Below are 23,419 nucleotides of genomic sequence, written 5' to 3'. Positions count from 1 at the left end.
AGCCGGCGCGCGATCAGCCGTTCATCGTCAGGCCGCCGGAGACGCTCAGCACCTGGCCGGTGACGAAGCCGGCGTCGCCGCTCGCGAAAAAGAGAATGGCGCCGGGCAGGTCGTCCGGCTGGCCGATGCGGCCCAGCGGAATCGAGCGGGTGAACGCTTCCATCAGCTTCTCGGGGTTGCCTGCGCCTTCCTTGTAGTCGGCGAACAGGGCGGTGTCGGTCGGCCCCGGGCACACCACGTTGACCGTGATGCCGTGACGCGCATGTTCGCGGGCGATGGTCTTGGAAAACGCCACCAGGCCGCCCTTGCATGCCGCGTACACCGCTTCGCCCGAGGAGCCGACCCGCGCCGCATCGGACGCGATGTTCACGATGCGCCCGGCCTTGCGCGCCGCCATGCCGGGCAGGACCGCGTGATGCATGTGCAGTGCGCCGGTGAGGTTGATCGCGATCAGCTTGTCCCACTGCGCCGGCTCGGTCTTGGTGAAGGGCTTGAACACGTCCCAGCCGGCGTTGTTGACGAGCACGTCGATCGGGCCCAGGCCCTGCTGCGTGGCCTCCACCGCCTTGTCGACGCTGGCGCGGTCGGTGATGTCGCAGCGGAACGCCTGCGCCTGCCCGCCCTCGTCCCGGATACCGGCCGCGACCTTCTCGGCTGCGTCCAGGTTCATGTCGTACACCGCGACCTTGGCGCCTTCGCGAGCGAAGCGCCGGCAGGTCGCCCCGCCGATCCCGCCGCCGCCGCCGGTGACCACCACTGTCTTGCTTTCGAATCTCTGCATCAGGTTCTCCGTGAGGTTTGAAGCTTGCTATCGTCGACGCGTCGAAGCGGGGTTGCTCGCTGCAGATACGTCAATGTGTTGTCGTATTATGCGGCGAGAGAGTTCTCGCATGCAAGACATTTCCATGAAAGAAAATCCTATGGTTAACCCTGTAGATACTGAAGAAACGACCAAGATCGAGCTGGCCAACCGGGTCTTCTTTCGTTTGTACCAATGTGCCAATATGTTGCACAAAACAGGTACCAAGGCGGTCGAGGCCGAGGGCCTGACCACGCAGCAGTGGGCGGTGCTCGGCGCGCTGTCCAGGCCGGTGGCGAGCGAAGGCCTGAGCGTCGGCGAACTGGCGCGCTATCTCAAAGTCAGCAGGCAGAACCTCTCCGGTCTGCTCAGCCGCATGGAAAGAGATGGACGAATCCAGACGGCGGCCGACGAGCGCGACCGCCGCTCGCGTCTGGTGTCAATGACGACCGCAGGGAGGCGCGTATGGCAGGACGAGGCCTTGCCGAAGATTCACGGCTACTACGCGCAGGTGCTCGAGGGCTTTTCCGTGAACGACATCACCCACACCTTGCACTACCTGCTCAAGATCCTGGAAAACATGCAAGTGGTCGACGATCGTCAAGGAGGGGGCGACGAGGCTCCTCAAGATGGTTGACCGGGTCGCTGTTGCTCCTCAAACATGCATCTGCGCCGCTGAGGGATCAGTCTTTCAGGTGCAGCAGGGATTAACCCGGGCGCAGGGGCTGATGACCGAGCCGCTTGGAAACCTCGACGCCGCATGCTTTCACTGCCTTGGCCTGGGGGCCGGTCCAGGCGGTATCGAAAGATCGCGAGCGCCCCATGAGCGTGATGCCCAGCACGATGTTTCCTGAATAGTCGAAGACGGGTGCGGCGAACGAACAGACGCCGGGTGTGGGGTTGTTGACCGAGCGAGACACGCTGTGCTTGCGCACCTCGTTCAGCATGTCTTGCAGGTCGCCCGTATCGATCGGCTTGGCGATGTCCGGTCCCAGCCGCCGCTCGTCCTCGAGCAGCGATTCCTCGATGAGCTTGGCAGGCAGATAGGCCGCGAACAGACGGCCCGTGGCCGTGCCCGCCAGCGACATGACCGTTCCCGTCCGGATGTTCGTATGAAGCGGATAGATCGCATCGAACAGGAACACGACCGTCGGCCCCTGATTGCCCCAGACCGACAGCGCAACGCTGTGTCCGGTTTCCATGGCCAGGCTTTCCGCGAATGGTGTGGCCTCGCGCACCGGATTGAGCATCCTGAGCGTCACCAGGCCAAGCTGCATGGCGGTGGGGCCCAGCCAGTAGTAGCCCGTCGAAGCCTCCTGGGTCACCAGGCCCAGCTTGGAGAAGCTCACCAGGTAGGGATGGGCTTTCCCAGGCGCCATGTCGGCGGCCTTGGCGAGTTCTCGCAAGGGCATGGGACGACCCTGCGCCCCGAGCGCAAGGAGCAATTGGCCGCCCGCTTCGATGGACTGGATGCCCCTGCGTTCCTTCTCGGAGTTCGATTCGCTGCTGTCGTTGTCGAGTGCGCCCATGAAAGTCTCCTAACGATTTGATTCTAACAACTTCATTAGACTAGGGTAAACGATTAGCTATAGCAAGATGCGTTAGCACCATACTAACGCCAATGGCTAAGGGGCGCCGCCCCTGTCTCAAGGAGTGATGGGTCAATGGGTACGCAGGAAACGGAATACGACGTTCTGGTGGTTGGCACCGGCGCGTCCGGCATGTCGGCGGCAGTGACTGCCGCCCACCAGGGTCTGGCCGTGCTGGTCGTGGACAAGGCGCCGGTCTACGGCGGGACCACCGCGCGATCGGGCGGATGGCTGTGGATTCCCGGGACCCGGCTCGCCAAGGAGCAGGGCATCCACGAACCGCCGGGCGCCGCCCGCACCTACCTGCAGCATGAGGCGACCACGCATTTCGACGCCGCACGCGTGGACGCCTTCATCGAAAACGGGCCCAAAGCCATCGACTTCTTCACCGAGAAGACCTGCGTGCAGTTCGACATGCCGCCGGTGTTTCCCGACTATCACGCCGAAGCACCCGGTGGACAACCCGGGGGGCGTTCCATGGTCACGCGCCCGTTCGACGCCCGCGAACTCGGCAGCCGCGTCGCCCAACTGGCGCCGCCGGTGCCCGAACTGACCGTGTTCGGGATGATGCTGGGCTCGGGCAAGGAGCTGTGGCATTTCCTGCGCGCCTTCAAGTCCGTCGAATCCTTCTGGTACGTCGCCAAGCGCTTCGGCGGCCATCTTCTGGACGTGCTGAGGTATGGGCGGGGGATGACGCTGACCAACGGCAACGCGCTGGCGGGCCGGCTCGCAAAGGCAGCAATGGACCTCGACGTCCCCGTGTGGCTGGACGCGCCGGTCAAGAAGCTGATCGTCGAGGGCCAGGCCGTGGTCGGGGCCACGGTGGTGCGCGATGGCAAGGCGGTCGACATCCGCGTGCGCCGCGGCGTCGTCCTGGCCTGTGGCGGCTTCCCTTACGACGTCGAGCGCCGCAAGCAGTTGTTTCCGCATGCGCCCACCGGCCGCGAGCACTTCACCCCGTCGCCCGCGCTGAACACCGGCGACGGTCTGCGCCTGGGGGAATCCGCCGGCGGCTGGGTCGACGCCACGATTCCGAATGCCGCCGCCTGGTGTCCGACCTCGGTGACCCAGCGCAAGGATGGCTCCGAGGGCGTCATGCCGCATTTCATCGATCGCGCCAAGCCGGGCGTGATCGCCGTCACCCAGCGGGGTCGCCGCTTCACCAACGAAGCGCTGTCGTACCACGACTTCATCCAGGACCTGGTGAAGGCATGCGATGGCTCCGAAGTGACGTGCTGGCTGATCTGCGACCACAAGCATCTTCGCGAATACGGAATGGGCTGTGTGGCTCCGTTCCCGCTGCCCATCGGCAGGCATCTGAAAACCGGCTACCTCAAGCGCGGCAAGAGCCTGCAAGAGCTGGCTCAGGCAATGGGCGTCCCCTATCCGGCGCTGCAGGAGGAAGTCGAATCCTTCAATCGCGACGCCGCCAAGGGCGTCGATACAAAGTTCGCCAAGGGCAGTACCGCCTACAACCGTTTCCAGGGCGACTCGCTGGTGACGCCGAATCCGTGCATGGCCCCCATCCGCCAGGGCCCCTACTACGCCATCAAGATCGTCGTCGGCGAGATCGGGACGTTTGCAGGGCTGTCGACGAACGAGTCCTGCCAGGTGCTGACGAAGGACCGCCAGCCGGTCGAGGGCCTGTATGCGGTCGGCAACGACGCCGCCAGCATCATGGGTGGCAACTATCCGGGGGCGGGCATCACGTTGGGCCCGGCACTCACCTTCGGCTACGTCGTGGGTCAGGCGCTCGCGCAGCAGACGCAACGCCCCGCAGCCGATGTCGTCCCGCTGGCCACATCACGCCAGCGTGCACATGCGGCTTGAACTTCGAACAGACCAGGAAGTTGACCCCAATGGAAATCTCTGAACTCATGGCGCCGCAGGTTCTTGGCGGACGCCTCGCGCTGGTGACCGGTGCGGGCCAGGGCAATGGCAAAGCCATCGCCAAGGGCCTTGCCAAGGCCGGCGCCACCGTCGTCGTGACTGATCTGAATGACGACAGCGCCAAGGCCGTCGCGGCGGAGATCAATGCCGCAGGCGGACAGGCCCATGCGTACCAGCTGGACGTGACGTCGCACGAGGCTTGCCAGGCCTTGGCCCGCACCGTGGCAAGCGAAGCCGGCCACATCGACATCCTGGTCAACAACGCGGGCATCATCATTCGCGAGGGACTGGACAGTCCGAAGGCCGCTTCGAACCTGGCGCGCACGCTGGATGTGAACGTGATGGGCACCTTCCTTCCCACGCATGCATGGCTGGATGCCTTGAGGGCCACCAAGGGCGTGATCATCAACGTCGGCTCCATTGCGTCGAGCACCGGGATTCCCAATGTGGTGGGCTACTCCCCGTCCAAGGGCGCGGTCAAGCTCATGACGCAGGCCCTCGCGGTCGAACTGGCGAAGGACGGCGTCCGCGTGAACGCCATTGCGCCCGGCGTCATCGAGACGCCCATGACCTCCTACACGCGGGAAGCGCCGGAGCGCCTCGACAAGTTCATGCTGCGCACGCCGATGGCGCGCGTCGGGCAACCCGAGGAACTGGTCGGCCCCGTGGTCTTTCTTGCATCGCGCATGGCCACCTACGTGACGGGCGTGACGCTGCCCGTCGACGGCGGCTTCCTCGCATCCTGATTCTCAAGAATCGTTCCCTTTCTAGTTCGCAACCCTGAACTCGCAGAGTTCAACAACACCTCCACGGAGACAGCCATGAGCATCCCTACGTTCTTCAAGCGAGCAGTTTTGACCGCCAGTCTTGTTGCAGCTGCCGCAGCGAGTGCGCAAGACATCAAGTTGGGCTACAACGGCGACCTGTCGGCTTCGCCCTCTGCGCAAAGCGGCCAAGCGGCCGTGCTGGGCATGGAAGCGGCGATTGCCGACCTCAACGCCGCGGGCGGCGTGCTCGGCAAGAAGCTGACGCTCGTGACCCGGGACGACACCTCCGCGCCGCCGAAGTCGATCCAGAACATGAGCGAGCTGATCGACAACGAAAAGGTCGCTGCCGTGTTCGGCCCGACCAACTCCGGCAACGCCATGGCCTGGAAGCACATCGCCAACCAGAAGAAGATTCCGGTGATCGGCAACGTGGGTTCGGGCACCGACATCACCAAGCCCATGAGCCCGGGCGCGGACAACTACATGTTCCGCGTCTCGATGGTCGACCGCGAGCAGATCGCGGCCCTGATGGCCTACGTCAAGAAGAACAACGCCAAGTCGAAGGTCGTCGGCTTGATGGCCGAGACTACCGGCTACGGCCAGGGCGGGCTGAAGGACATGGAGGAGCTGGCGAAGGTCCAGGACATCAAGATCGCAGCGACCGAGCGCTTCGGCGTCGGCGATACGGACATGACGTCCCAGTTGAGCAAGATGAAGTCTGCCGGTGTCGACACTGTGGTGGTCTGGGCGCAGGGAACGCCCATCGCGCAGTTGGTGCGCAGCATGGAGAAGATCAACTACTTCCCGCTGGTGCTGAGCTCCTGGGCTGCAGACAACATCACCTTCTACGACGCGGCCGGCAAGACCTTGGCAGAAAAGCCGATCTTCATGCGCACCGTCAGCGAGACCCGCACGCCTGCCCAGCAGAAGCTGTTCGACCGCGTCGGCCCCAAGCTCAAGGCCCCGGGCTCGTTCTCCTTCGCGCTGCACGGCTACGACTCGGTCATGCTCTATGCCGCCGCCGCCAGGCAAGCCAACGGCTTCGATGGATCGGCCGTCCGGCTCGCGCTGGAAGACCTGAAGACGCCCGTTCAAGGCGTACTCAAGACCTACGACAAGCCGTTCAGCAAGACCCACCACGAAGCGCTGACGGCCAGGGACCTGGTGTGGATTCGCTGGAAGGACGGCAAGCTGCTGCCCTACACGGACCCGATCGTCAGCTCGCTGGCGGGCGCGGACTTCAAGCAGTAATCCGCCAGCCCCTGGCAGTCATTTCGGAGACAACGATGGTCGAGGCGCTCTTGCAGGCGATTCTCAGTGGCCTGGCCGTGGGCGGTGCCTACGCCTTGGTCGCCCTGGGTTTCAGCATCACATTCACCACCACCAAGACCCTCAACTTCTCGCATGGGGAGTTCGTGTCGGCAGGTGCTTTCATCGGCATGAGCGCGCTCTTCCTGGTCCTGGGTCTTCCCGTGACGTCGACCACCTTCGGCCAGGCACTGCCCGGCGCCGGCGCCCAGCTGCTGGCCCTGGCAGCGGCGCTCGGCGTCATGGGACTGCTCGGATGGCTCCTCTACGTGATCGGCGTGCGGCCTTTCGCAGGTCGGCCGGGCATGGCCTGGGTCATGAGCACCCTGGGATTCGGCGTCATCCTGCAGAGCATCGGCCTGGCCATCTGGGGACCCAAGCCCGTGGTGGTGCCCGGGCCGGTCGGCGATGCGGTGATCCGGGTGCTCGGCGTCGGCGTGCGCCCGCAGGAGCTCCTGACGCTGGCCGTGGCCGTGGTCATCATGCTCGGCTTCGACTTCGTGATGAACCGAACGATGGTGGGCAAGGCCATGCGCGCCGTGGCGGCGAATGGCAACGTGGCCAGTCTGATGGGCATCAACACCAATGCCGTGATGATCGGCGCCTTCGTGGTCAGTTCGGCACTGGCGGGCCTGTCGGGCTTCCTTCTCGCACCGATTGCACAGGCATCGCTCTTCATGGGCCTGACGGTCGGCCTCAAGGGCTTCTCGGGCGCCATGATCGGCGGCCTGAGCAATCCTCGAGGCTGCGTGATCGGCGGCTTTGTTCTGGGCGTCCTCGAGTCGCTGGTCAACCTGTGGCAGGCGCAGTGGCGTGAGGTCGCGGTCTTCGGTCTCGTGATCCTGGTCCTCGCGTTCCGTCCGACCGGTCTGTTCGGCAAGAAGCTGGTGGAGAAGGTATGAAGCGCAGTCAGCATCTCCTGGGCGTCGTCCTGGTCGCGGCCTCGTTGGTCGGCATCACCTCCCTCTTTGGGAACGACTACTACCTGCGCATCGTCTTCATGATGTGCGTCTACTACCTCTGCGCTGCCGGCATGAACGTGCTCGTGGGCTATGCGGGGCAGAAATCGCTCGGTCAGGCCGGTCTCTTTGCGGCGGGCGCCTATGCAGTTGCCCTGCTGACAACGCGCACCGAGATGAACCCATGGCTTGCGCTCGTGATCGCCGCCGGGATCTCCGCGGTCTGCGGCGTGCTGATCGCCTTGCCGTCGCTGCGCGTGAAGGGGCCGTACCTCGCCATGGTGACGCTGGCCTTCGGCATCGTCGTGGAGAAGCTCGTGGGCGAATGGACCGATGTGTTCGGCGGCGCGCAAGGGGTCTATGGCATCAGGGCCCTGACCTGGAACGGGCAGCCATTGACCTCGCAGCAATGGGTATGGCTGGGCATCGGCCTGTGCGCCTTGACCCACCTGCTGCTGCGCAATCTTCTGCAGGGCCGGTTCGGCCGCGCGCTGCTCTCGCTGCAGGCCGACGAGATCGCCTCCTCCTCGGTGGGGGTTCGCGTCTATCGCGCCAAGGTCATTGCGTTCGTCGTTGCGGCAGTCACCTGCGGTATCGCGGGCGCCCTCGTCGCGCAGCAGAACCAGTACATCAACTCCGACTTCATCACTTTCCACCTGTCGATCTTCATCTTGTTGCTGGTGCTGTTCGGTGGAGCCGGGTCCCAGTACGGGCCGCTGGTCGGCACGGTGATCCTCACGGTGGTCGACGCGGCCCTGGCGCGCTGGCCTTCGGCGCAGCACTTCCTGTATGGCTTCCTGCTGCTCTTTGCGCTCTATGTCATGCCGGGCGGGGTGACCGGGCTGTTCTCGAAGTGGTTCCGGCGATCGGCGGAGGCGCCTGAACCGCCGAAGGCAACCGCTGAACCCACGCGTATCGGTCCCGAAGGCAAGGGCGAGTTGCTGGTGGTTCAAGGCGTTACCAAGAACTTCGGCGGCGTGAAGCCGGCCCAGGACGTTTCTTTCCGTCTCCAACGCGGCCACATCCACGCACTGATCGGGCCGAACGGGGCCGGCAAGAGCACGATGATCAACATGCTGACTGGCTTGATCGATCCAACGGAAGGGTCGATCCAGTTCCTCGGCCAGGAAGTCTCCGGCCGGCCGGTGCACTCGATCTGCTGCATGGGGATGGGTCGAACCTTCCAGAACCTGCGTCTCTTCGCTGAACTGTCGGTGCTGGACAACGTCATGCTGGGCCGCCACAGCCGGATGACGAACGGCTTCTTCGCATCGCTGCTCGCGCTGCCCGGCGCGAGGAAGCAGGAGGCCGCAACGCGGGCCCGTGCGCTGCAATTGCTGGACCTGGTGGGCCTGCTGCATCTGGCGCATCAGCCGGCAGGCAGCCTGCCTTACGGCCTGCAACGGCGTGTCGAACTCGCACGGGCACTGGCAACCGAGCCGCAACTGCTTCTGCTCGATGAGCCAGCAGCTGGTCTCAACCCTCAGGAGACCGCCGAGCTGGGTCAACTGTTGCTGCGGATCGGCAAGTGCGGCGTGAGCATCCTGATGGTCGAGCACCACATGGATCTTGTGATGTCGATCTCGGACCACGTCATCGTCCTGGACTACGGCATCAAGATCGCGGAAGGAAAGCCCGCCGAGGTGCAGGCCAATCCGCGCGTCGTCGAGGCGTACCTCGGTGTCGACGAGCCCGAAGCGCTCGCCGCCTGAACCGGAGAGGCACACATGTTGAAACTCGAATCCGTCAAGGTCGCCTACGGTGCGATCCAGGCCGTCAAGGGCGTGAGCCTGGAAGTCCGGCAGGGCGAGGTGGTCACGATCATCGGTGCCAACGGGGCCGGCAAGAGCACCTTGCTCAAGAGCATCTGCGGCCTGGAGCCTGTCGCCGAAGGCAGTATCCGGATCGACGGGAAGGACGTCACCCACGTGCGCGCGCACCAGCGCGTCGGCCTTGGCGTGGCCATGTCGCCGGAAGGTCGCGGTGTTTTCGCCGACCAGACGGTGCGGGAGAACCTCATGCTGGGCGCGTATTCGCGCCGGAAGGATGCTGCCGCCACGCAAGCCGCCATCGAGCGCGAGTTTGTGCGCTTCCCAAGGCTGCGCGAGCGCCAAGACCAGCTGTCCGGGACCTTGTCCGGCGGCGAGCAACAGATGCTGGCGATCGCGCGCGCCCTGATGAGCGAGCCGCGCCTGCTGCTGCTGGATGAACCCTCGCTCGGCTTGGCGCCCCTGATCATCAAGGACATCTTCAACGCCATTCGCCAGCTGCGCGAATCGGGTCTGACGATCCTGCTGGTGGAGCAGATGGCCAAGCAGGCGCTCGGCGTGGCCGACCGGGCCTATGTGCTCGAAACGGGGCACATCACCCTGGAAGGCACGGGTCGCGCGCTCCTCAACGATCCCAAGGTCAAGGCGGCCTACCTCGGCACGCACTGACCCTTCCAACGGTCCACAGAAGGAATACCCCATGAGCCAGACCAAGAAATTCGCCAGCCAAGCCGACCTCGAAGAAAAGAAGGTCACTTTCAGCCAGATTTCCGAGCACGCCTGGGCCTACACGGCCGAGGGCGACCCCAACACCGGCATCGTCATCGGCGACGACGCCGTGCTGGTGGCCGACACGCAGGCCACGCCCGCGATGGCGCAGGACGTGATCCGCCGCATCCGCGAGGTGACCGACAAGCCCATCAAGTACGTGGTGCTCACCCACTACCACGCCGTGCGCGTGCTCGGCGCCAGCGCCTACGGGGCCGAGCACATCCTCGCGAGCCAGGACACGTATGACCTCATCGTCGAGCGCGGCGAACAGGACAAGGCCAGCGAGATCGGCCGCTTCCCGCGCCTGTTCGCAGGCGTCGAAACGGTGCCGCCCGGCATGACCTGGCCGACCATGACCTTCACCGGCAAGATGACGCTGTGGCTGGGCAAGCTCGAAGTGCAGCTGCTGCAGCTCGGGCGCGGCCACACCAAGGGCGACACCGTCGTGTGGCTCCCGCAGGAGCGCGCGCTGCTGTCGGGCGACCTGGTCGAGTTCGGCGCCACGCCCTATGCCGGCGACGCCTACTTCAAGGACTGGCCCAAGACGCTGGACAACCTCGCCGCGCTGCAGCCCAAGGCGCTGGTGCCCGGCCGCGGCGCCGCGCTGACCACGCCCGAGGACGTGGCCAAGGGCCTGACGGAAACGCGCGACTTCATCGCCGATGTGTACGCCAGCGTGCAGAAGGGCGTCGCTGCGGGCAAGGACCTGAACGCGGTCTACAAGGACACCTTCGCCGCGCTCAAGCCCAAGTACGGGCACTGGGTGATCTTCGACCACTGCATGCCCTTCGACGTGACGCGCTGCTACGACGAGGTCACGAAGCACGTCGATCCGCGCATCTGGACCGCCGAGCGCGACGTCGAGATGTGGAAGACGCTCGAAGGCTGATTCGCGGAACGCCTCAACCGCCTGATCCATGAGCGCGAGTTCGGCTGCCTCCGGCGCAGCAAGTGCGGCCATGCCCCATCCTCCCCTCGATTCGAGGACGCTCGGTCTGCTCGGTCTGTGCGCATTTGCAAGCATGGCCTCCATGCGGGTCTGCGATGCGATGCTTCCCTCGCTGGTGCTGGAGTTCTCGACGACCACGGGACAGGCTGCCCGGGCGATCTCGGGCTTCGCCTTGGCCTACGGTGTGCTCCAGCTGTTCTACGGTCCCTTGGGGGATCGCCACGGCAAGGCGCGCGTGGTCGGCTTCGCGACATTGGCCTGCACCATCGGATGCATGGCAGCGGCCTTGTCCCCCAATCTGGATTGGCTGGTCGCCGCCCGCGTCTTCACCGGGATGGCCGCGGCCGGAATCATTCCGCTGACGATGGCATGGATAGGCGACGGCGTCGCCTATGAAGCTCGCCAGGAAGTGCTGGCCAGACTCCTCGGCGCAACGGTGTTCGGAATGATCTGTGGCCAGTGGCTTGGCGGACTCATCGCCGAGCTGTGGGGTTGGCGGTCGGCGTTCGCCGTTCTCGCGCTGATCTTTCTGGTCAGCGGAGCCATGCTGACGAGGCTGGCGCGTGGCCTCGCGCATGCCCGGCCTGCGGATACCGGAAGCATCGGACGCCGTGTGCTGGATGTTCTCTCCAGGCCTTGGGCAAGGACGGTGTTGGTCATCACCTGCATCGAGGGCGCGTTGGCGTTCAGCGCGATGGCCTTCATCCCGACCCATCTGCACGCTGCGTTCCATTTGACGATGCCTGTGGCCGGCGCCATCGTCGCGCTCTACGGTGTGGGCGGCCTCGTGTATAGCCGCTATGCCCGCGCATTGCTGCGCCGATTCGGAGAAACGGGGCTGGCAGGGCTTGGAGGCTCGTGCATGGGCCTGGCGTTCGTGACGGTCGCGTTCGCGCCGTCCTGGGCGTGGGCGCTGCCGGCCTGCCTTGTCGCCGGGTTCGGTTTCTATGCGTTGCACAACACGCTGCAAACCCATGCCACCCAGATGTCGCCTGCCGCACGCGGCACCGCGGTGTCGCTGTTTGCATGCGTTCTGTTTCTCGGTCAGTCGCTGGGCGTGCTGGTGGCCGCGTGGGTCGTCGACCGATTTTCCTCCTCGATGGTGTTCGCCGCTTCTGCCCTGGGTCTTCTTCTGCTTGGGGGCGTGTTCGCGTTCCTGGTCGGGCAGCGCGACGGACATCCGAAGGAGGCTTGATGTCCGTCTCTTCTTGATCAGAAAGCCTTTTGTCATGACATCCCATCAACCTCTTCTTTTCCAGCCCATCCGGCTTCGCGACCTGGCGCTGAAGAATCGGATCGTGATCTCCCCCATGTGCCAGCATGCCGCGGAGGCGGGGCATGCGGCGCCGTGGCATCTGGTGCATCTCGGAAAGTTCGCGCTAGGCGGCGCGGGACTGATCCTGACCGAGAGCACGGCCGTCGACCCGCGCGGGCGCATCGGCACTGCAGATCTGGGTCTTTGGACAGACAGCCAGATCGACCCATTGAAGGCCGTGGTCGATTTCGTTCACGCCAACGGAGCTGCCATCGGCGTTCAATTGGCTCATGCAGGCCGCAAGGCCGGAAGCCAGCCCTTGTGGGAGGGCGGTGCGGCGTTGGCGGAATCACGCCTGGCTTCCGACGCGGAACCGTGGCAGCGACTCGGCCCCAGCGCGCTGCCCGCAGGGCCGGGCTGGTCCGCTCCGCTTGCGCTGGACGCCGACGGCATTGCCGAGGTCGTGCAGAGCTTCGTCGATGCGGCCGTGCGTGCCGACAAGGCCGGCTTCGACGTCGTGGAGCTGCATTTCGGCCACGGCTACCTGGTCGCCAGCTTCCTCTCTCCCAACTCGAACCATCGAGCGGACGAATGGGGCGGCGGTCTTGCAGGACGTATGCGACTGGCGCTGGAGATCGCGCGCCAGGTACGCGCGGCCTGGCCGGCGAGCAAGCCACTCTTCTGCCGGCTGTCGGCGGTCGACGGCAGTGTGGACGGCTGGAGTCTCGAGGACTCCATCGTTCTTTCGCGCGAACTCGCTCGTTGCGGTGTCGACGTCATCGACTGCTCGTCGGGCGGACTGACCGAAGAGACGCGTGCACTGCCGGTACCGCGCGGTCTGGGTTTCCAGGTGCCGTTTTCAGAGCGGATCCGCAAAGAGGCAGGCATCAGAACGCAAGCCGTCGGAATGATCGTCGACGCGAGCCAGGCGGAAGCTGTGCTGGCGGAAGGGAAGGCCGATCTGATCGCTCTGGGACGTGAAGCCTTGTTCGACCCCTATTGGGCACACCACGCCGCGCTGTCTTTGGGCGCGGATCCCGGCTATGCGCACTGGCCGGTTCGGCACGGCGTCTGGCTTGCGAAGCGGGCGCCGGGACTGGCGCGTGCCCGTGCCCAGGCGGCGGCCGCTCTCGTTTCCCCTCTCGATTGAACCAAGGAGTTTCGCCATGAATGTACGAATGGGATTGATCCGCAAGAAGGCGGACTGGACGTTCGAAGACTTCAATGCCTACTGGAGGGACAGGCACGGACCCCTGGCCGCGCGTGCGCCCCATCTGCGCGAGTACTGGCAGAACCCCGTGGTCGATCGCGTGCAGCGAGGCATCGACTTTGTCCGAGGCCCGTGGGACTTCGACGGAATCTCCCAACTCTGGTTCGATGACGCGAGGCAGTCCCAACGCGCGTTCGGCGATGGCGACCTGGCCGCGGCGCTCATCAAGGACGAGAACCACTTTCTCGGCGGCCTGCACATCGTCACGGCCGAGCAATCCGTCGTGATCCCACCGCCTGCCAAGGACGAACGCGCCAAGCTGCTGAAGCGCATTTCCGTCATCAAGCGGCTGCCGGCGTTGAGCGAGGAAGACTTCCGGCGCGAATGGCGGGTCCATGGCGACCTGGTGCGACAAATGCCCGGCGTGAGCGCCTATCGGCAGAACGTCGTGACTGCCCGGGAACGCGAGAAGGGCCAGCCTTGCGACTACGACACCTTGCCCATCGATGGCATCGTCGAACTGTGGTTCAAGGACACCCGCACCCTGCAGGAGGCGTTCGCTTCGCGAGCCGGTCACAACACCATGGCGCACGCCAAGACCTTCCTCGGTGAAATCACGGCCTTCCTCGTCGACGAGCGCCGGATCGTTTGAGGGACAGGGAGCGACCGTGAAGAAGCGCATGACGCTGTTGGCGAAGAAGGAGGGCCTGTCGACCAGTGACTTCAGGAGCTACTGGGCGGGTCCGCATGCCGCCCTGGCGCTTGGCATGGAGGGCATCTCGAAGTACACGCACAACCGCGTGGAGAAGGTTCTCTGGACCACGAACGACCCTCCGTGCTTCTGCATCGACGGCATCGTGGAGCTCTATTTTCGTGATGAAGAAGCGATGTGCGACGCACAGGCCTCGACGATTGGCCGACGGCACATTCCTGCCGATGAACCCAACTTCCTGAAGGGCTGGACGCTGTGCATCGTGGACACGGAGGGCGACGAGGGCGATGCGAGCGATCGCGCCGTCAAGGTGATCGTCCCGTTCTTGCTGGGTGCCTCTCCAAAGGAGCGCTTCGCTGCCGAGATCGCTCGATATGCAAGCGAAACCGGTCTGCGTCTTGAACTGAACTGGACGGCGTCCACGGCGCGGCGAGCGCAGCTGTGGTCCGAGCCGCACCCTCCGGACGGCCTTGCCGTTCTCTGGTTCGGCAGCGTCGCTTCGGCGCACGACGCCTTCGACGAGGGGGCGATTTGCAGTTTGCTTGCGGCGCACCTTGCACACGCCACGGCTTACCTCGTCGACGTCCGGTCCGTTCGCTGAGTCTGCGAAGGCGCCTCCTTGGCGCCTCTACCCGTGCACCATGCCACGCGCACCGCGCTGCAGCCGGCTCGCCTCCGCCTGGGCCCGCCGCTTGCGCACCCAGATGACCACGCCGGTGACGCTCAGCATCGCGACCACCAGCCCCATCGCCGAGATCAGGATGCGGCCCGGCAGCCCCAGGATGCGTCCGGAGTGGATCGGGAACTGCGCCTGCACGAAGAGATCGGCGGCGGTGCCCTTCCAGGGCTCGCGCTCGCCGAGCAGGCGGCCGTCCAGGCTGTCGATATAGAGCGTGCGATGGCCGACGCCGCCGCTGCCGTGGTCGTCCTCGGGATCGAAGAACTGCACCGCATACACGCCGAACTGCCGCGCGTGGAAGACGGAGCCCGCGGGCTGCGGCCAGCCGCGCTGCCCGGCTTCCTGCTGCGCGATGCCGATCGCCTGCGGGTAGTCGATGCGCGGCACGATCGGCTTGTCGGCCGCGGTGGGCGTGCGCAGGTCGAAGGGCGTGGGCGTGACCTTGGAGACCAGCGACATCGCCGGAAAAAAGATCTCGCGGTAGAAGTTCAGCGAGAAGGCGGTGAAGGCAAGCACGAACAGCAAGGCCCAGGTCCACAGGCTGGTGGCGCGGTGCAGGTCGAAGTTGAGCTTGTAGGCACCGCTGCGCCAGCGCAGCTTCCACGCCGGCTTCCAGCGCTTCCACCAGCCGGTGCGGGCGGCGGTGGCGGCGGCCGTGCCGGGGCGGCGCGGCATCGGCAGCGTGAGCCAGAAGCCGGTGAAGCAGTCGAGCGTCCACACCAGCGCGATCACGCCCATCAGCCACACGCCCCACTTGTCGATGCCCCAGAACGCGGGCAGGTGCAGGCTGTAGTGCAGCACGTAGAGGAAGGAGACGAAGTTCTCGCGGCCCAGCGGCCAGACGGCGCCCCATTCGCGGCGGCCGAGCTCTTCGCCCGAGGCGGGGTCGACGAAGACCTGGTTGAAGCCGGGCTCGAGGAGCCGGCCGGTGCGCGCGTCGATGCGGCCCTCCACCCCGAAGACCAGCGCGTGGCCGGGCTCGGCGGCCAGCGGGATGGAGCTCACCTGCACGCCGGGATGGCGCGACTCGATGCGGCGCGCCAGCTCCAGCGAGGACAGGGCAGGGCCCGGCGCGCGCGCCTGGTTGAGCTGCGGGTTGAGCCACTCGTCGAGCTCGTGGTCCCAGGAGATCAGCGCGCCGGTGAGACCGGCGATGAACAGGAACCCTGCAATGAGCAGGCCCGCCCACCGGTGCAGGAGAAGGAGGAACTGTCGCATCGGGATGTCGGCGCTCGCGGCCTCAGAACTTGTAGTTGACCTTGACCCACACGTTGCGCGGCGCCCCGTAGGTGTAGCCGTTGTAGCCGCCCAGGCCGGCGTAGTAGCGCTTGTCGCTCAGGTTCTCGATGTTGAGCGAGCCGCTCAGCTGCTTGCTGAAGTCGTAGCGCGCCATCAGGCCGATCAGCGTCAGCCCGCCCTGCGTGACGCGGCCGAGGCCGTAGTAGTCGTCGAAGTAGATGCCGCTCTGGTAGGCGATGCTGCCGCCGATGGTGAGCTTGTTCCACTCGCCGGGCAGGCGGTAGCTGGTCGCGATGCGCAGCAGGCGGCGCGGGTAGGTGGTGTTGAGCAGCTCGTGCTCGGCGTCGCGCTTGGCATGGTAGGTGTAGCCGCCCATGACCTGCCAGCCGCGTGCGATCTCGCCGGCCACGGTGAACTCGAAGCCCTTGCTGCGCGCGCCCTGGACGGCGCGGCTGGGGATGGTGCCGTCGGGCAGGGGCAGGGCGCCCTCGTCGACCACCGCCACGTTGTCTTCCTTCGTCTCGAAGACGGCGAAGCTGGTGTTGAGCTTGCCGTCCAGGTGCTCGCCCTTGATGCCGAGCTCGAAGTTCTTGCCGCGGCGCGGGTCGAGCACGTTGTTGCTGGCGTCCTTCGCGGTGTTGGGCTGGAAGATGTCGGTGTAGCTGGCGTAGACCGAGTACTCCTTGCTCAGGTCGTACACGATGCCCGCGTAGGGCGTGAAGACACTGTTTTCCTTGGTCGGCGTGGCCCAGGTGCGCCCGCCCACGCCGTCGCTGACGTTGCCTGACCAGGCATTGCTTGTGTACCAGCTCATGCGGCCACCGAGCAGCACCGAGAGCTTGTCGGTGGGGCGCAGGCGGGTGGAGCCGTAGATGGCCTTTTCCTCGACTTGCTCGCCGAACTGGAAGGCCGGGTACACGAAGGCCGGCTGGGGCACCCAGCGCAGGGAGTTGATGTTCACCAGGACCTGATCGCTGGAGCTCGGCACGGAGTTGCTGCCGTACACCCAGTAGTCGTAGCGGTTGAGGTTGAAGCCGACGCTGGCCTGGTGCGTGCGGCCGAGCAGCTCGAAGGGGCCGGTGGCAAACACATCGAGTGCCTTGTTGGTGCCCTTGGCCGGGTTGTTGCCCTGGTCGAGCAGGGTTTCCCCGGTGAGGCGGTCCACCGAGGAAGGCCACAGCCAGATGTCGCCGCCGATGCGGTCGCGCTGGTTCTCCGTGTAGGAGGCGTCGGCCTTGATCTTCCAGCCGTTGGCCATGCGGTGCTCGAGGTTCAGGAACAGCCGGTCGGTGGTCATGTCCCACTGGCTCCAGGGCGTGCTGGAGTTGAAGGAGCGCGGCAGGTCGGTGCGCGTGCCGTCGCTGTAGAAGAGCGGGGCCTGGCCGAAGTTGGCACCCTTGATGCCCGTCTTCTGCCGCTCGTAGCCGACCGCCAGCACCGTGTCGCGCGCGATGTCGGCTTCGAGGATGCCGTGGAAGACCTCTTCGCGCTGCTTCTTGTAGTCGATGAAGCTCTTGCCGTCGGTGAAGGAGCCCACCACGCGCCCGCGCAGCGTGCCGGCTTCGTTGAGGCTGCCGCCGAGGTCGACCTCGGTGTTGTAGCGGTTCCAGGAGCCCGCGCCGAGGCTGACCGACCCGGCGAACTCGGTGCCCGGGCGCTTGCGCACCAGGTTGATGGCCCCGCCCGGATCACCCACGCCGTTGAGCAGACCGGCGGCACCGCGGATCACTTCCACGCGGTCGTAGATGGCGGTGCTGAGCATGCTGGCCTCGCCGGCCACGCTGTTGAAAGACAGCGTGGGCACGCCGTCGATCATCTTGCTGAGCTCGAAGCCGCGCGAGGTGAACTTGACGCGCTCGTCGAGGCGGTCGGCCACGACGCCGGGCGTTTGGCGCAGCACGTCGGTCAGCGTGGTGAGGTTCTGGTCGTCCATCTGCTGCCGGGTGATGACGCTGACCGATTGCGGCGTCTCGCGCAGCGACAGACCCATGCGCGTGGCCGCGCCGGTCGAGCGGGTGCTGTAGGAGCCGGTGCCCTCGGTGGTGGCAGCGTCCGAGGTGGCCTGCACCGTCACCGCGGGCAGCGAGGCGCCGGCGGCAGCGCCCGAGGCGCGCTGGATCGTGACCTGCGAGGGCCCGTTGCGCACGGCGATGAGGCCGCTGCCGGCCAGCAGCGCATCCAGGGCCTGCTGCAGCGTCAGCCGCCCCGACACCGCGGGTGCGTTGACCCCCGACACCACCTCGCCCGCGGCGAGCACCTGGGCGCCGGTCTGGCGGGACAGCTCATTCAGCGCGGCCGCGAGCGGTTGCGCGGGCAGCTTGACGTCGAAGACCTGGGCGGCGGCGGGCGCCGGCGTCTGCGCGGCGGCCACGGAGGCCCAGGTGGTGACGGCAGCGCCGAATGCGGTGGCGAGCGCAGCGCTCAGCAGGTGTTGGCGAGGGAAAGACATGGATCGGCGGTTGAATGAAGAGAAACAAATGAGAGGCATTCCTGATTCCGCGCCCGAGCCGGCCGGGGTTGCGGGGGCGGGTGCTTCATCAGTAAGACGTTCGACTGCGCGAAACAGAGACACCCGGCTTCGCGGCCTGCGCGCGAGGCGGGCCGCGGCGGGTTCGTTCGCGGCTGCTCAGCGCGCGCGCAGTTCCACGCTGCCGTCCGGGCGGGAGGCGGCGGTCAGCGGCAGGATCGTCGGCAGCGCGGCCACCAGGCCTGCCGACTCGCTCGCGCGGAAGCGTCCCGTCAGGCGCAGCGCCTCGACGCGCGCATCGGCGGCCACGATGGGCGTGGCGCGGTACGCGTTGATCGTCGCCAGCGCCTCGCCCAGCGGCGCGTTCTCGAAGACGAGCCAGCCGTCGCGCCAGGCCGACATGGCGGCGGCATCCGACGTGCGGACGGCTTCGGCCCGGCCATCGAGGATGTCCAGGACCTGGCCGGCGAGAAGATCGATCCCGGCGTCCGGGGTGCCGGATGCATCCTCGGCCCCGCGCTGCTGCAGCTTCACGCGGACGTGGCCGTGCTCCACGCCGACCGTGATGGCGCCGCCGCGGTCGCGCACGGTGAAGACCGTGCCGATCACCTCGATGCGCGCCTCGCGCGTGCGGACCTCGAAGGGGCGCGCCGGGTCGCGCACCACCTCGAAGCGCACCTCGCCGCGCGCCATCTCGACGACGCGGCGCTGCCGGTAGAGCAGCACCTTGACGGCGCTCAGCGGCGCGAGTTCGAGCTGGCTGCCGGCGGCGCCGCCCGCGCCATCCGCCAGCGCCAGCTTCAGCATCTGCGCCGTGCGGGTCTCGTAGGCGGCCGTGAAGACCGGCTGCTGCCAGTACCACCAGGCGCCGCGGCCGGCCAGCACGCCGGTGCCCAGGAGGCCGGCGATCGACAGCAGGAGATTGCGGCGCTGCCGTCCGCGCGTGGCGATGGGATCACGCGTGGCGGCCTGTGGCTGGGGTTCGTCGAAACGTGCGCGCAGGTCGCCGGCCATGCCGCCGAGCGCGTCCCAGCGCCGGCGTGCCTCCTGCATCGCCGCGGCGTGTTCCGCGGACCGGCCGCCCCACCGGCCCAGCGCCTTGCGCGCAGGGTCGGCAAGACCGTCCGGCGCCACGTCGGCGCGCACGATCAGCGTCAGCGCCTGCTCGACTAGCCGCTCCTGCAAGGCGCTGGTCATCGTCGTGGTCTCAGGACAGGTCTTCGGCGAGTCGCGCATCGAAGCCGGAGCGGCCCTGGATGAACTGGGGCTCGATCAGGTCCGCGCGCAGCTCGGCGAACACGCGGGAGCAGTCGATTGCCGCACGCACCAGGTGCTTGGCCACCGCCATCTCCGTGATGTCCAGCCGCGTCGCGATCTCGGCTCGCGTGTAGCCATAGGCACGGAACAGCAGGAACACTTCGCGCCGGCGCGGCGGCAGCTGCTCCATGGCTTCCACCACCCGTGCCAGCACCTGGTGCTGCGCCGCGAAGTACTCGCTCGACGGGGTGGTCGGGAACAGGCCAGCGCCGGCATGGCGATGCACCCAGTCCTGCGCCACCTTGCGGCGGCGGGCATCGTCGATGCACAGGTTGCGTGCCACGCGAAAGAGCAGCGCACGCGGCGACTCGATCGCAGTCCTCGCCGGCGCCTGGGCCGAGCCGCCGTCGCGTGTCTCGATGGCCTGCACATAGACGCGCTCGAAGCTCGACTGCGCGATGTCGGCCGCGTAGTGGGGGTCCTTCAGGTCGCGCGTCAGCTGACGGCGCAGGTCCGCGCAATGCTCTACCAGCTCCTGGATCAAGTCGCGCATGCCGCCGCCTTCCCGCAAGTGTCGATGGTTGGACCCCTGCGTCCACCCTCGCACTGGCCTGCCGGCCCGACCGTGCCGCGCATGCGCGAGGCGAGTGATCCGGCGGTAGCAGCAAAGGGCTTGCGTGAGTTTTTCGGGGCCTAGATGAGAATCGTTCGCATTCTATAGCACTGCGAAAGAGGTGTCGATCGGCGGCTTGCGCGGGGCTTGGCCTACGGGTAGCTGCGCCCTGAAGGATGAAGTCTGCGATCTGAACTTCGATCAACACTCTTTGACCCGGACACATTCGACATAAACAAGATATGGGATATAAATCCCATTTCTTGACATGAAGCTTCACGATGTCTAGCATGCGATTTCATCCTGAAGGCGTCTTGACATGAATACTTCTCACCTTCCGCTAGACGGCATCCGTGTGCTTGAGGTCTGCAACGTCGCGGCCGGTCCATTTTGCGGACTGCTTCTGGCCGACATGGGCGCGGACGTCGTCAAGATCGAGAATCCGGATGGTGGGGATACGCTGCGCACGTGGCCGCCGATCAGCGACGGATACAGCGAGAACTTCGCGTCGCTCAACCGCAACAAGCGCTCGGTGACACTCAATTTGAAGAACGTGGTTGACCGCGAGATGTTCCTGGACCTCGCAGCCGAATCCGACGTGCTTGTCGAAAACAACCGGCCAGGTGTCATGGAGCGCCTAGGCGTGAGTTACCGAGCCCTGAAGGAACGCAGCCCCAAACTGGTTTACTGCTCCATATCGGCCTACGGTCAGAGCGGGCCACGCTCACAGGAAGGCGGATTCGACCTGACGATCCAGGCGATGAGCGGCATCATGAGCGTCACCGGGGAGCGGGGCGGCGCGCCTGTCAAGTGCGGCGTGCCCTTGGCTGATTTCTCGGCGGGCCTCTATGCAGCTTTCAGCATTGTTGCGGCATTGCGGCGCGCTGACAGGACCGGCCTCGGAACTCATCTTGACATCCCCATGCTGGGCGCAACGCTGGGGATCGCGGCACTCCAGACTTCCGAATACTTCGGAAGCGGGCGAGATCCTGACAAACTCGGATCTGCGCACCCGCGCAACGCGCCTTACCGCGTGTTCCGCTGCCGGGATGGCTACTTCGGCATGGCTGCGGGCAACAATGCGCTTTGGAAAGCGGTGTGCGCAACCCTGGGGCGGGACGACCTGGCTCAGGACGATCGGTTCCAGTCGCCGACGCTGCGTGCGAAGCATCAGGATGCGTTGCTGGAAGTGCTGGAGAAGGAGTTCGTTCATGCAGACATCTCCACGTGGCTGGAGCGCTTCCGACAAGCGGGCGTTCCATGTGCCCCGATCAACAGCTACTCCGAAGTCCTGCAGGACCCACAGGTCGATCACATGGGTTGGGTTCAACCGTTGGAACTGCCGAATGGGGTGAAAACCCGGACCTTTCTCTCGCCGATCCGAATGGACGATCAAAACCTGCCGGTCCACCGGAGGCCGCCCGCCTTGGGCGAACACAACGCCGAGATCCTGGGCCCGCTTCGGTCCTTGTCGTCGGCCGGCGGCGCGCCTGCGGGTCAGTGATCGAGCCCGGCACCTGCCGGCAGCCCATCTGCCATACGTCTCGCCCCAGAGCTACGACAGCACGACGGCTTGCATGGTAGTCTCAGATCCCACATCTTAGGAACGGGGTGCATGGACAAGACCTTGCTCAAGGGACTTCTGGTGCTGGAGATCCTCTCAGACATGGAAGGCGAATCTCGCACCATCGATGACGTGGCCGCCCGCATCGGGCTGACCCGCAGCAATACCCATCGCACTCTTCAGACCTTGATCCATGCGGGGTATGTCGAGCGGGACGCGCAGAACGGCGGTTATCGAAGCACGATGAAGATGTTCGCCTTGGGAGTTCGCCAGTTGGCAGGCATGGATGTCCGCAAGGTTGCACCTGCCCACATGGCTGCATTGGCGAAGGAGACCGGCGAGACGATCCATCTCTCCGTTCTGGAGGGCGTCGAGGTGATCTACATCGACAAGATCGACAGCATCCAGCCGATTCGCGCCTACTCGATGATCGGTGGCCGGGCCCCGGCGCACGCAGTGGCCACCGGCAAGGCGCTGCTCTCCGTGCAGCCGGATCCCATCCTGGACACGTTGCCGAAGAAGCTCGCGCGGTTCACACCGGCGACGATCGTTGACCGCAGCGTCCTCAGGACTGAACTGGCCAGGGCGGCGCGCCTTGGCTACGCCGTCAATCGCGGTGAATGGCGCGAGGGGGTGGGGGGAGTGGCTGCCCCGATCTTCGATGGCTTCGACCGCCCGGTTGCAGCCCTCGGCATCTCCGGCCCGCTAGATCGACTCTCCATCGCGCGCATGAAAGAGTTGGCGCCGGCCGTCGTGCGAGTTGCCGACGCCTTGAGCACCAGCCTCGGGCATACCAAGGTCACTCAGGCGAAAACCCACGGCGGGCCACGCAGTTCCCCGCGCGAGCACTGATCTCGAGAACCGCCTGACCGGCGCTTCGGTCACCACGTCGAGCGCAAAGGCGCGTGATTGCGCTGGTTCTGCCCTGCGCTGCCGCTCGTGCATATGAACCTGGTTCATAGGGCAGGTCCGTCGATTTCACTTTCTTCGTCTTCTACCCGCACCTACATTGGCGACAAGGCCTCTGCGCAATGCAAGGCACACGGCTCACCCATCCGGTGCGGCCATTTCCGGAATGTCGTTATCAACACTGGAGGCAAGAAGATGAGTGCAGTTCATGACAGCAAGCAGTTCCGCGGTGCGCTCAGCGCGTTCGCGACCGGCATCACCGTGGTCACATCCCGCTCCTCGGAGGGCCAGGACTTCGGACTCACCGCCACGAGCTTCAACTCGGTGTCGCTGGACCCCCCGATGATTCTCTGGAGCCTGGACCGCAAGTCTTCCAACGCGGAAGCCTTTGCAAAGACTGGCGCATTCGCAGTCCACGTATTGGCTTCCGACCAGGAACACGTCTGCAAGCAGTTTTCCACGAAGGGGATCGACCGGTTCGCGGGTCTCGGCTGCGGCCGCGGCTACGCCGAGGTGCCCGTCATCCCCGGCTGTGCTGCGGTGTTCGAGTGCCGCATCGCCCACCGCTATGAAGGCGGCGACCACGTCATCATGGTCGGCGAGGTGCATTCATTCACTTCGGGCCAGAAGGACCCGTTGGTCTTCTATCGCGGCAAGATCTGCGACCCTTTCCTCCAACCGAACGCTTGAAGGAGACACAGTGATCAATCAAG

The 23,419-nt window shown here is 65.8% G+C and carries 21 protein-coding genes; 15 read left to right on the top strand and 6 right to left on the bottom strand.

The window, feature by feature from the left end; all coding sequences use genetic code 11:
• Window positions 1-13 precede the first annotated feature (13 nt).
• Window positions 14-781, bottom strand: a complete 768-nt coding sequence (gene badH, locus GXN78_RS35650) for a 2-hydroxycyclohexanecarboxyl-CoA dehydrogenase (protein ID WP_106561224.1) — start codon at window positions 779-781, stop codon at window positions 14-16.
• 139 nt (window positions 782-920) lie between these two features.
• Between badH and GXN78_RS35645 the strand changes: the two genes are divergently transcribed.
• Entirely contained in the window at window positions 921-1,436 is a 516-nt protein-coding gene (locus GXN78_RS35645) for a MarR family transcriptional regulator (RefSeq protein WP_106561225.1), read from the top strand.
• Window positions 1,437-1,506: 70 nt separating this feature from the next.
• Here the strand turns inward: GXN78_RS35645 and GXN78_RS35640 are convergent, their stop codons facing one another.
• Window positions 1,507-2,328 carry an IclR family transcriptional regulator gene (locus GXN78_RS35640; protein ID WP_106561226.1) on the bottom strand — a complete coding sequence of 274 codons (822 nt, stop codon included), beginning with the start codon at window positions 2,326-2,328 and terminating at the stop codon, window positions 1,507-1,509.
• Window positions 2,329-2,463: 135 nt separating this feature from the next.
• Between GXN78_RS35640 and GXN78_RS35635 the strand changes: the two genes are divergently transcribed.
• From GXN78_RS35635 to GXN78_RS35585, 11 genes are all read left to right on the top strand, one after another.
• Window positions 2,464-4,218 (top strand): FAD-dependent oxidoreductase, encoded by a 1,755-nt coding sequence (locus GXN78_RS35635; RefSeq protein WP_106561227.1) that lies wholly within the window; start codon window positions 2,464-2,466, stop codon window positions 4,216-4,218.
• A 29-nt stretch (window positions 4,219-4,247) separates the two neighbouring features.
• The gene (locus GXN78_RS35630) at window positions 4,248-5,024 is read left to right on the top strand and encodes a glucose 1-dehydrogenase (protein ID WP_239143115.1); all 777 of its coding nucleotides are present in this window, start codon (window positions 4,248-4,250) and stop codon (window positions 5,022-5,024) included.
• Between the two features lie 75 nt (window positions 5,025-5,099).
• A complete protein-coding gene (locus GXN78_RS35625; RefSeq protein ID WP_106561229.1) occupies window positions 5,100-6,296 on the top strand; it encodes an ABC transporter substrate-binding protein in 1,197 nt (398 codons plus the stop codon).
• A 35-nt stretch (window positions 6,297-6,331) separates the two neighbouring features.
• Window positions 6,332-7,255, top strand: a complete 924-nt coding sequence (locus GXN78_RS35620) for a branched-chain amino acid ABC transporter permease (protein ID WP_106561230.1) — start codon at window positions 6,332-6,334, stop codon at window positions 7,253-7,255.
• The gene (locus GXN78_RS35615; RefSeq protein ID WP_106561231.1) at window positions 7,252-9,024 is read left to right on the top strand and encodes a branched-chain amino acid ABC transporter ATP-binding protein/permease; all 1,773 of its coding nucleotides are present in this window, start codon (window positions 7,252-7,254) and stop codon (window positions 9,022-9,024) included. The genes GXN78_RS35620 and GXN78_RS35615 overlap by 4 nt, the downstream gene beginning before the upstream one ends.
• Before the next feature lie 15 nt (window positions 9,025-9,039).
• Window positions 9,040-9,750, top strand: coding sequence for an ABC transporter ATP-binding protein (locus GXN78_RS35610; protein ID WP_106561232.1), 711 nt, complete (start codon window positions 9,040-9,042; stop codon window positions 9,748-9,750).
• A gap of 31 nt (window positions 9,751-9,781) precedes the next feature.
• Window positions 9,782-10,741, top strand: coding sequence for an MBL fold metallo-hydrolase (locus GXN78_RS35605; RefSeq protein WP_164256229.1), 960 nt, complete (start codon window positions 9,782-9,784; stop codon window positions 10,739-10,741).
• Between the two features lie 70 nt (window positions 10,742-10,811).
• Entirely contained in the window at window positions 10,812-11,996 is a 1,185-nt protein-coding gene (locus GXN78_RS35600; protein ID WP_106560459.1) for an MFS transporter, read from the top strand.
• 34 nt (window positions 11,997-12,030) lie between these two features.
• Entirely contained in the window at window positions 12,031-13,206 is a 1,176-nt protein-coding gene (locus GXN78_RS35595; protein ID WP_106560460.1) for an NADH:flavin oxidoreductase/NADH oxidase, read from the top strand.
• 16 nt (window positions 13,207-13,222) lie between these two features.
• Complete coding sequence (locus GXN78_RS35590) at window positions 13,223-13,918, top strand: EthD family reductase (RefSeq protein WP_106560461.1); 696 nt, start codon at window positions 13,223-13,225, stop codon at window positions 13,916-13,918.
• A gap of 16 nt (window positions 13,919-13,934) precedes the next feature.
• Window positions 13,935-14,579: an EthD domain-containing protein gene (locus tag GXN78_RS35585; RefSeq protein ID WP_146163185.1), complete on the top strand. Its 645-nt coding sequence runs from the start codon at window positions 13,935-13,937 to the stop codon at window positions 14,577-14,579.
• A gap of 27 nt (window positions 14,580-14,606) precedes the next feature.
• On the opposite strand, the gene GXN78_RS35580 is transcribed toward GXN78_RS35585, so the two are convergent.
• The 4 genes from GXN78_RS35580 to GXN78_RS35565 all read right to left on the bottom strand — a co-directional run bounded on the left by GXN78_RS35580 (window position 14,607) and on the right by GXN78_RS35565 (window position 20,173).
• Window positions 14,607-15,875, bottom strand: coding sequence for a PepSY-associated TM helix domain-containing protein (locus tag GXN78_RS35580; RefSeq protein ID WP_106560463.1), 1,269 nt, complete (start codon window positions 15,873-15,875; stop codon window positions 14,607-14,609).
• A 22-nt stretch (window positions 15,876-15,897) separates the two neighbouring features.
• Window positions 15,898-18,345 carry a TonB-dependent receptor gene (locus tag GXN78_RS35575; protein ID WP_106560464.1) on the bottom strand — a complete coding sequence of 816 codons (2,448 nt, stop codon included), beginning with the start codon at window positions 18,343-18,345 and terminating at the stop codon, window positions 15,898-15,900.
• Between the two features lie 177 nt (window positions 18,346-18,522).
• Window positions 18,523-19,560 carry a FecR domain-containing protein gene (locus GXN78_RS35570; protein WP_106560465.1) on the bottom strand — a complete coding sequence of 346 codons (1,038 nt, stop codon included), beginning with the start codon at window positions 19,558-19,560 and terminating at the stop codon, window positions 18,523-18,525.
• Between the two features lie 10 nt (window positions 19,561-19,570).
• Window positions 19,571-20,173, bottom strand: a complete 603-nt coding sequence (locus GXN78_RS35565) for an RNA polymerase sigma factor (protein WP_106560466.1) — start codon at window positions 20,171-20,173, stop codon at window positions 19,571-19,573.
• 379 nt (window positions 20,174-20,552) lie between these two features.
• Between GXN78_RS35565 and GXN78_RS35560 the strand changes: the two genes are divergently transcribed.
• The 3 genes from GXN78_RS35560 to GXN78_RS35550 all read left to right on the top strand — a co-directional run bounded on the left by GXN78_RS35560 (window position 20,553) and on the right by GXN78_RS35550 (window position 23,396).
• Window positions 20,553-21,737, top strand: coding sequence for a CoA transferase (locus tag GXN78_RS35560; RefSeq protein ID WP_106560467.1), 1,185 nt, complete (start codon window positions 20,553-20,555; stop codon window positions 21,735-21,737).
• Window positions 21,738-21,848: 111 nt separating this feature from the next.
• Window positions 21,849-22,649 carry an IclR family transcriptional regulator gene (locus tag GXN78_RS35555; RefSeq protein ID WP_106560468.1) on the top strand — a complete coding sequence of 267 codons (801 nt, stop codon included), beginning with the start codon at window positions 21,849-21,851 and terminating at the stop codon, window positions 22,647-22,649.
• A 57-nt stretch (window positions 22,650-22,706) separates the two neighbouring features.
• Window positions 22,707-23,396, top strand: a complete 690-nt coding sequence (locus GXN78_RS35550; RefSeq protein ID WP_239143114.1) for a flavin reductase family protein — start codon at window positions 22,707-22,709, stop codon at window positions 23,394-23,396.
• Window positions 23,397-23,419 lie beyond the last annotated feature (23 nt).

It is taken from the genome of Variovorax sp. WS11, from assembly GCF_010499245.1.
Classification (GTDB): domain Bacteria; phylum Pseudomonadota; class Gammaproteobacteria; order Burkholderiales; family Burkholderiaceae_C; genus Variovorax.
The sequence above is the reverse complement of the archived record's forward strand: the minus strand, read 5'-3'. Positions and strand labels throughout refer to the sequence as shown.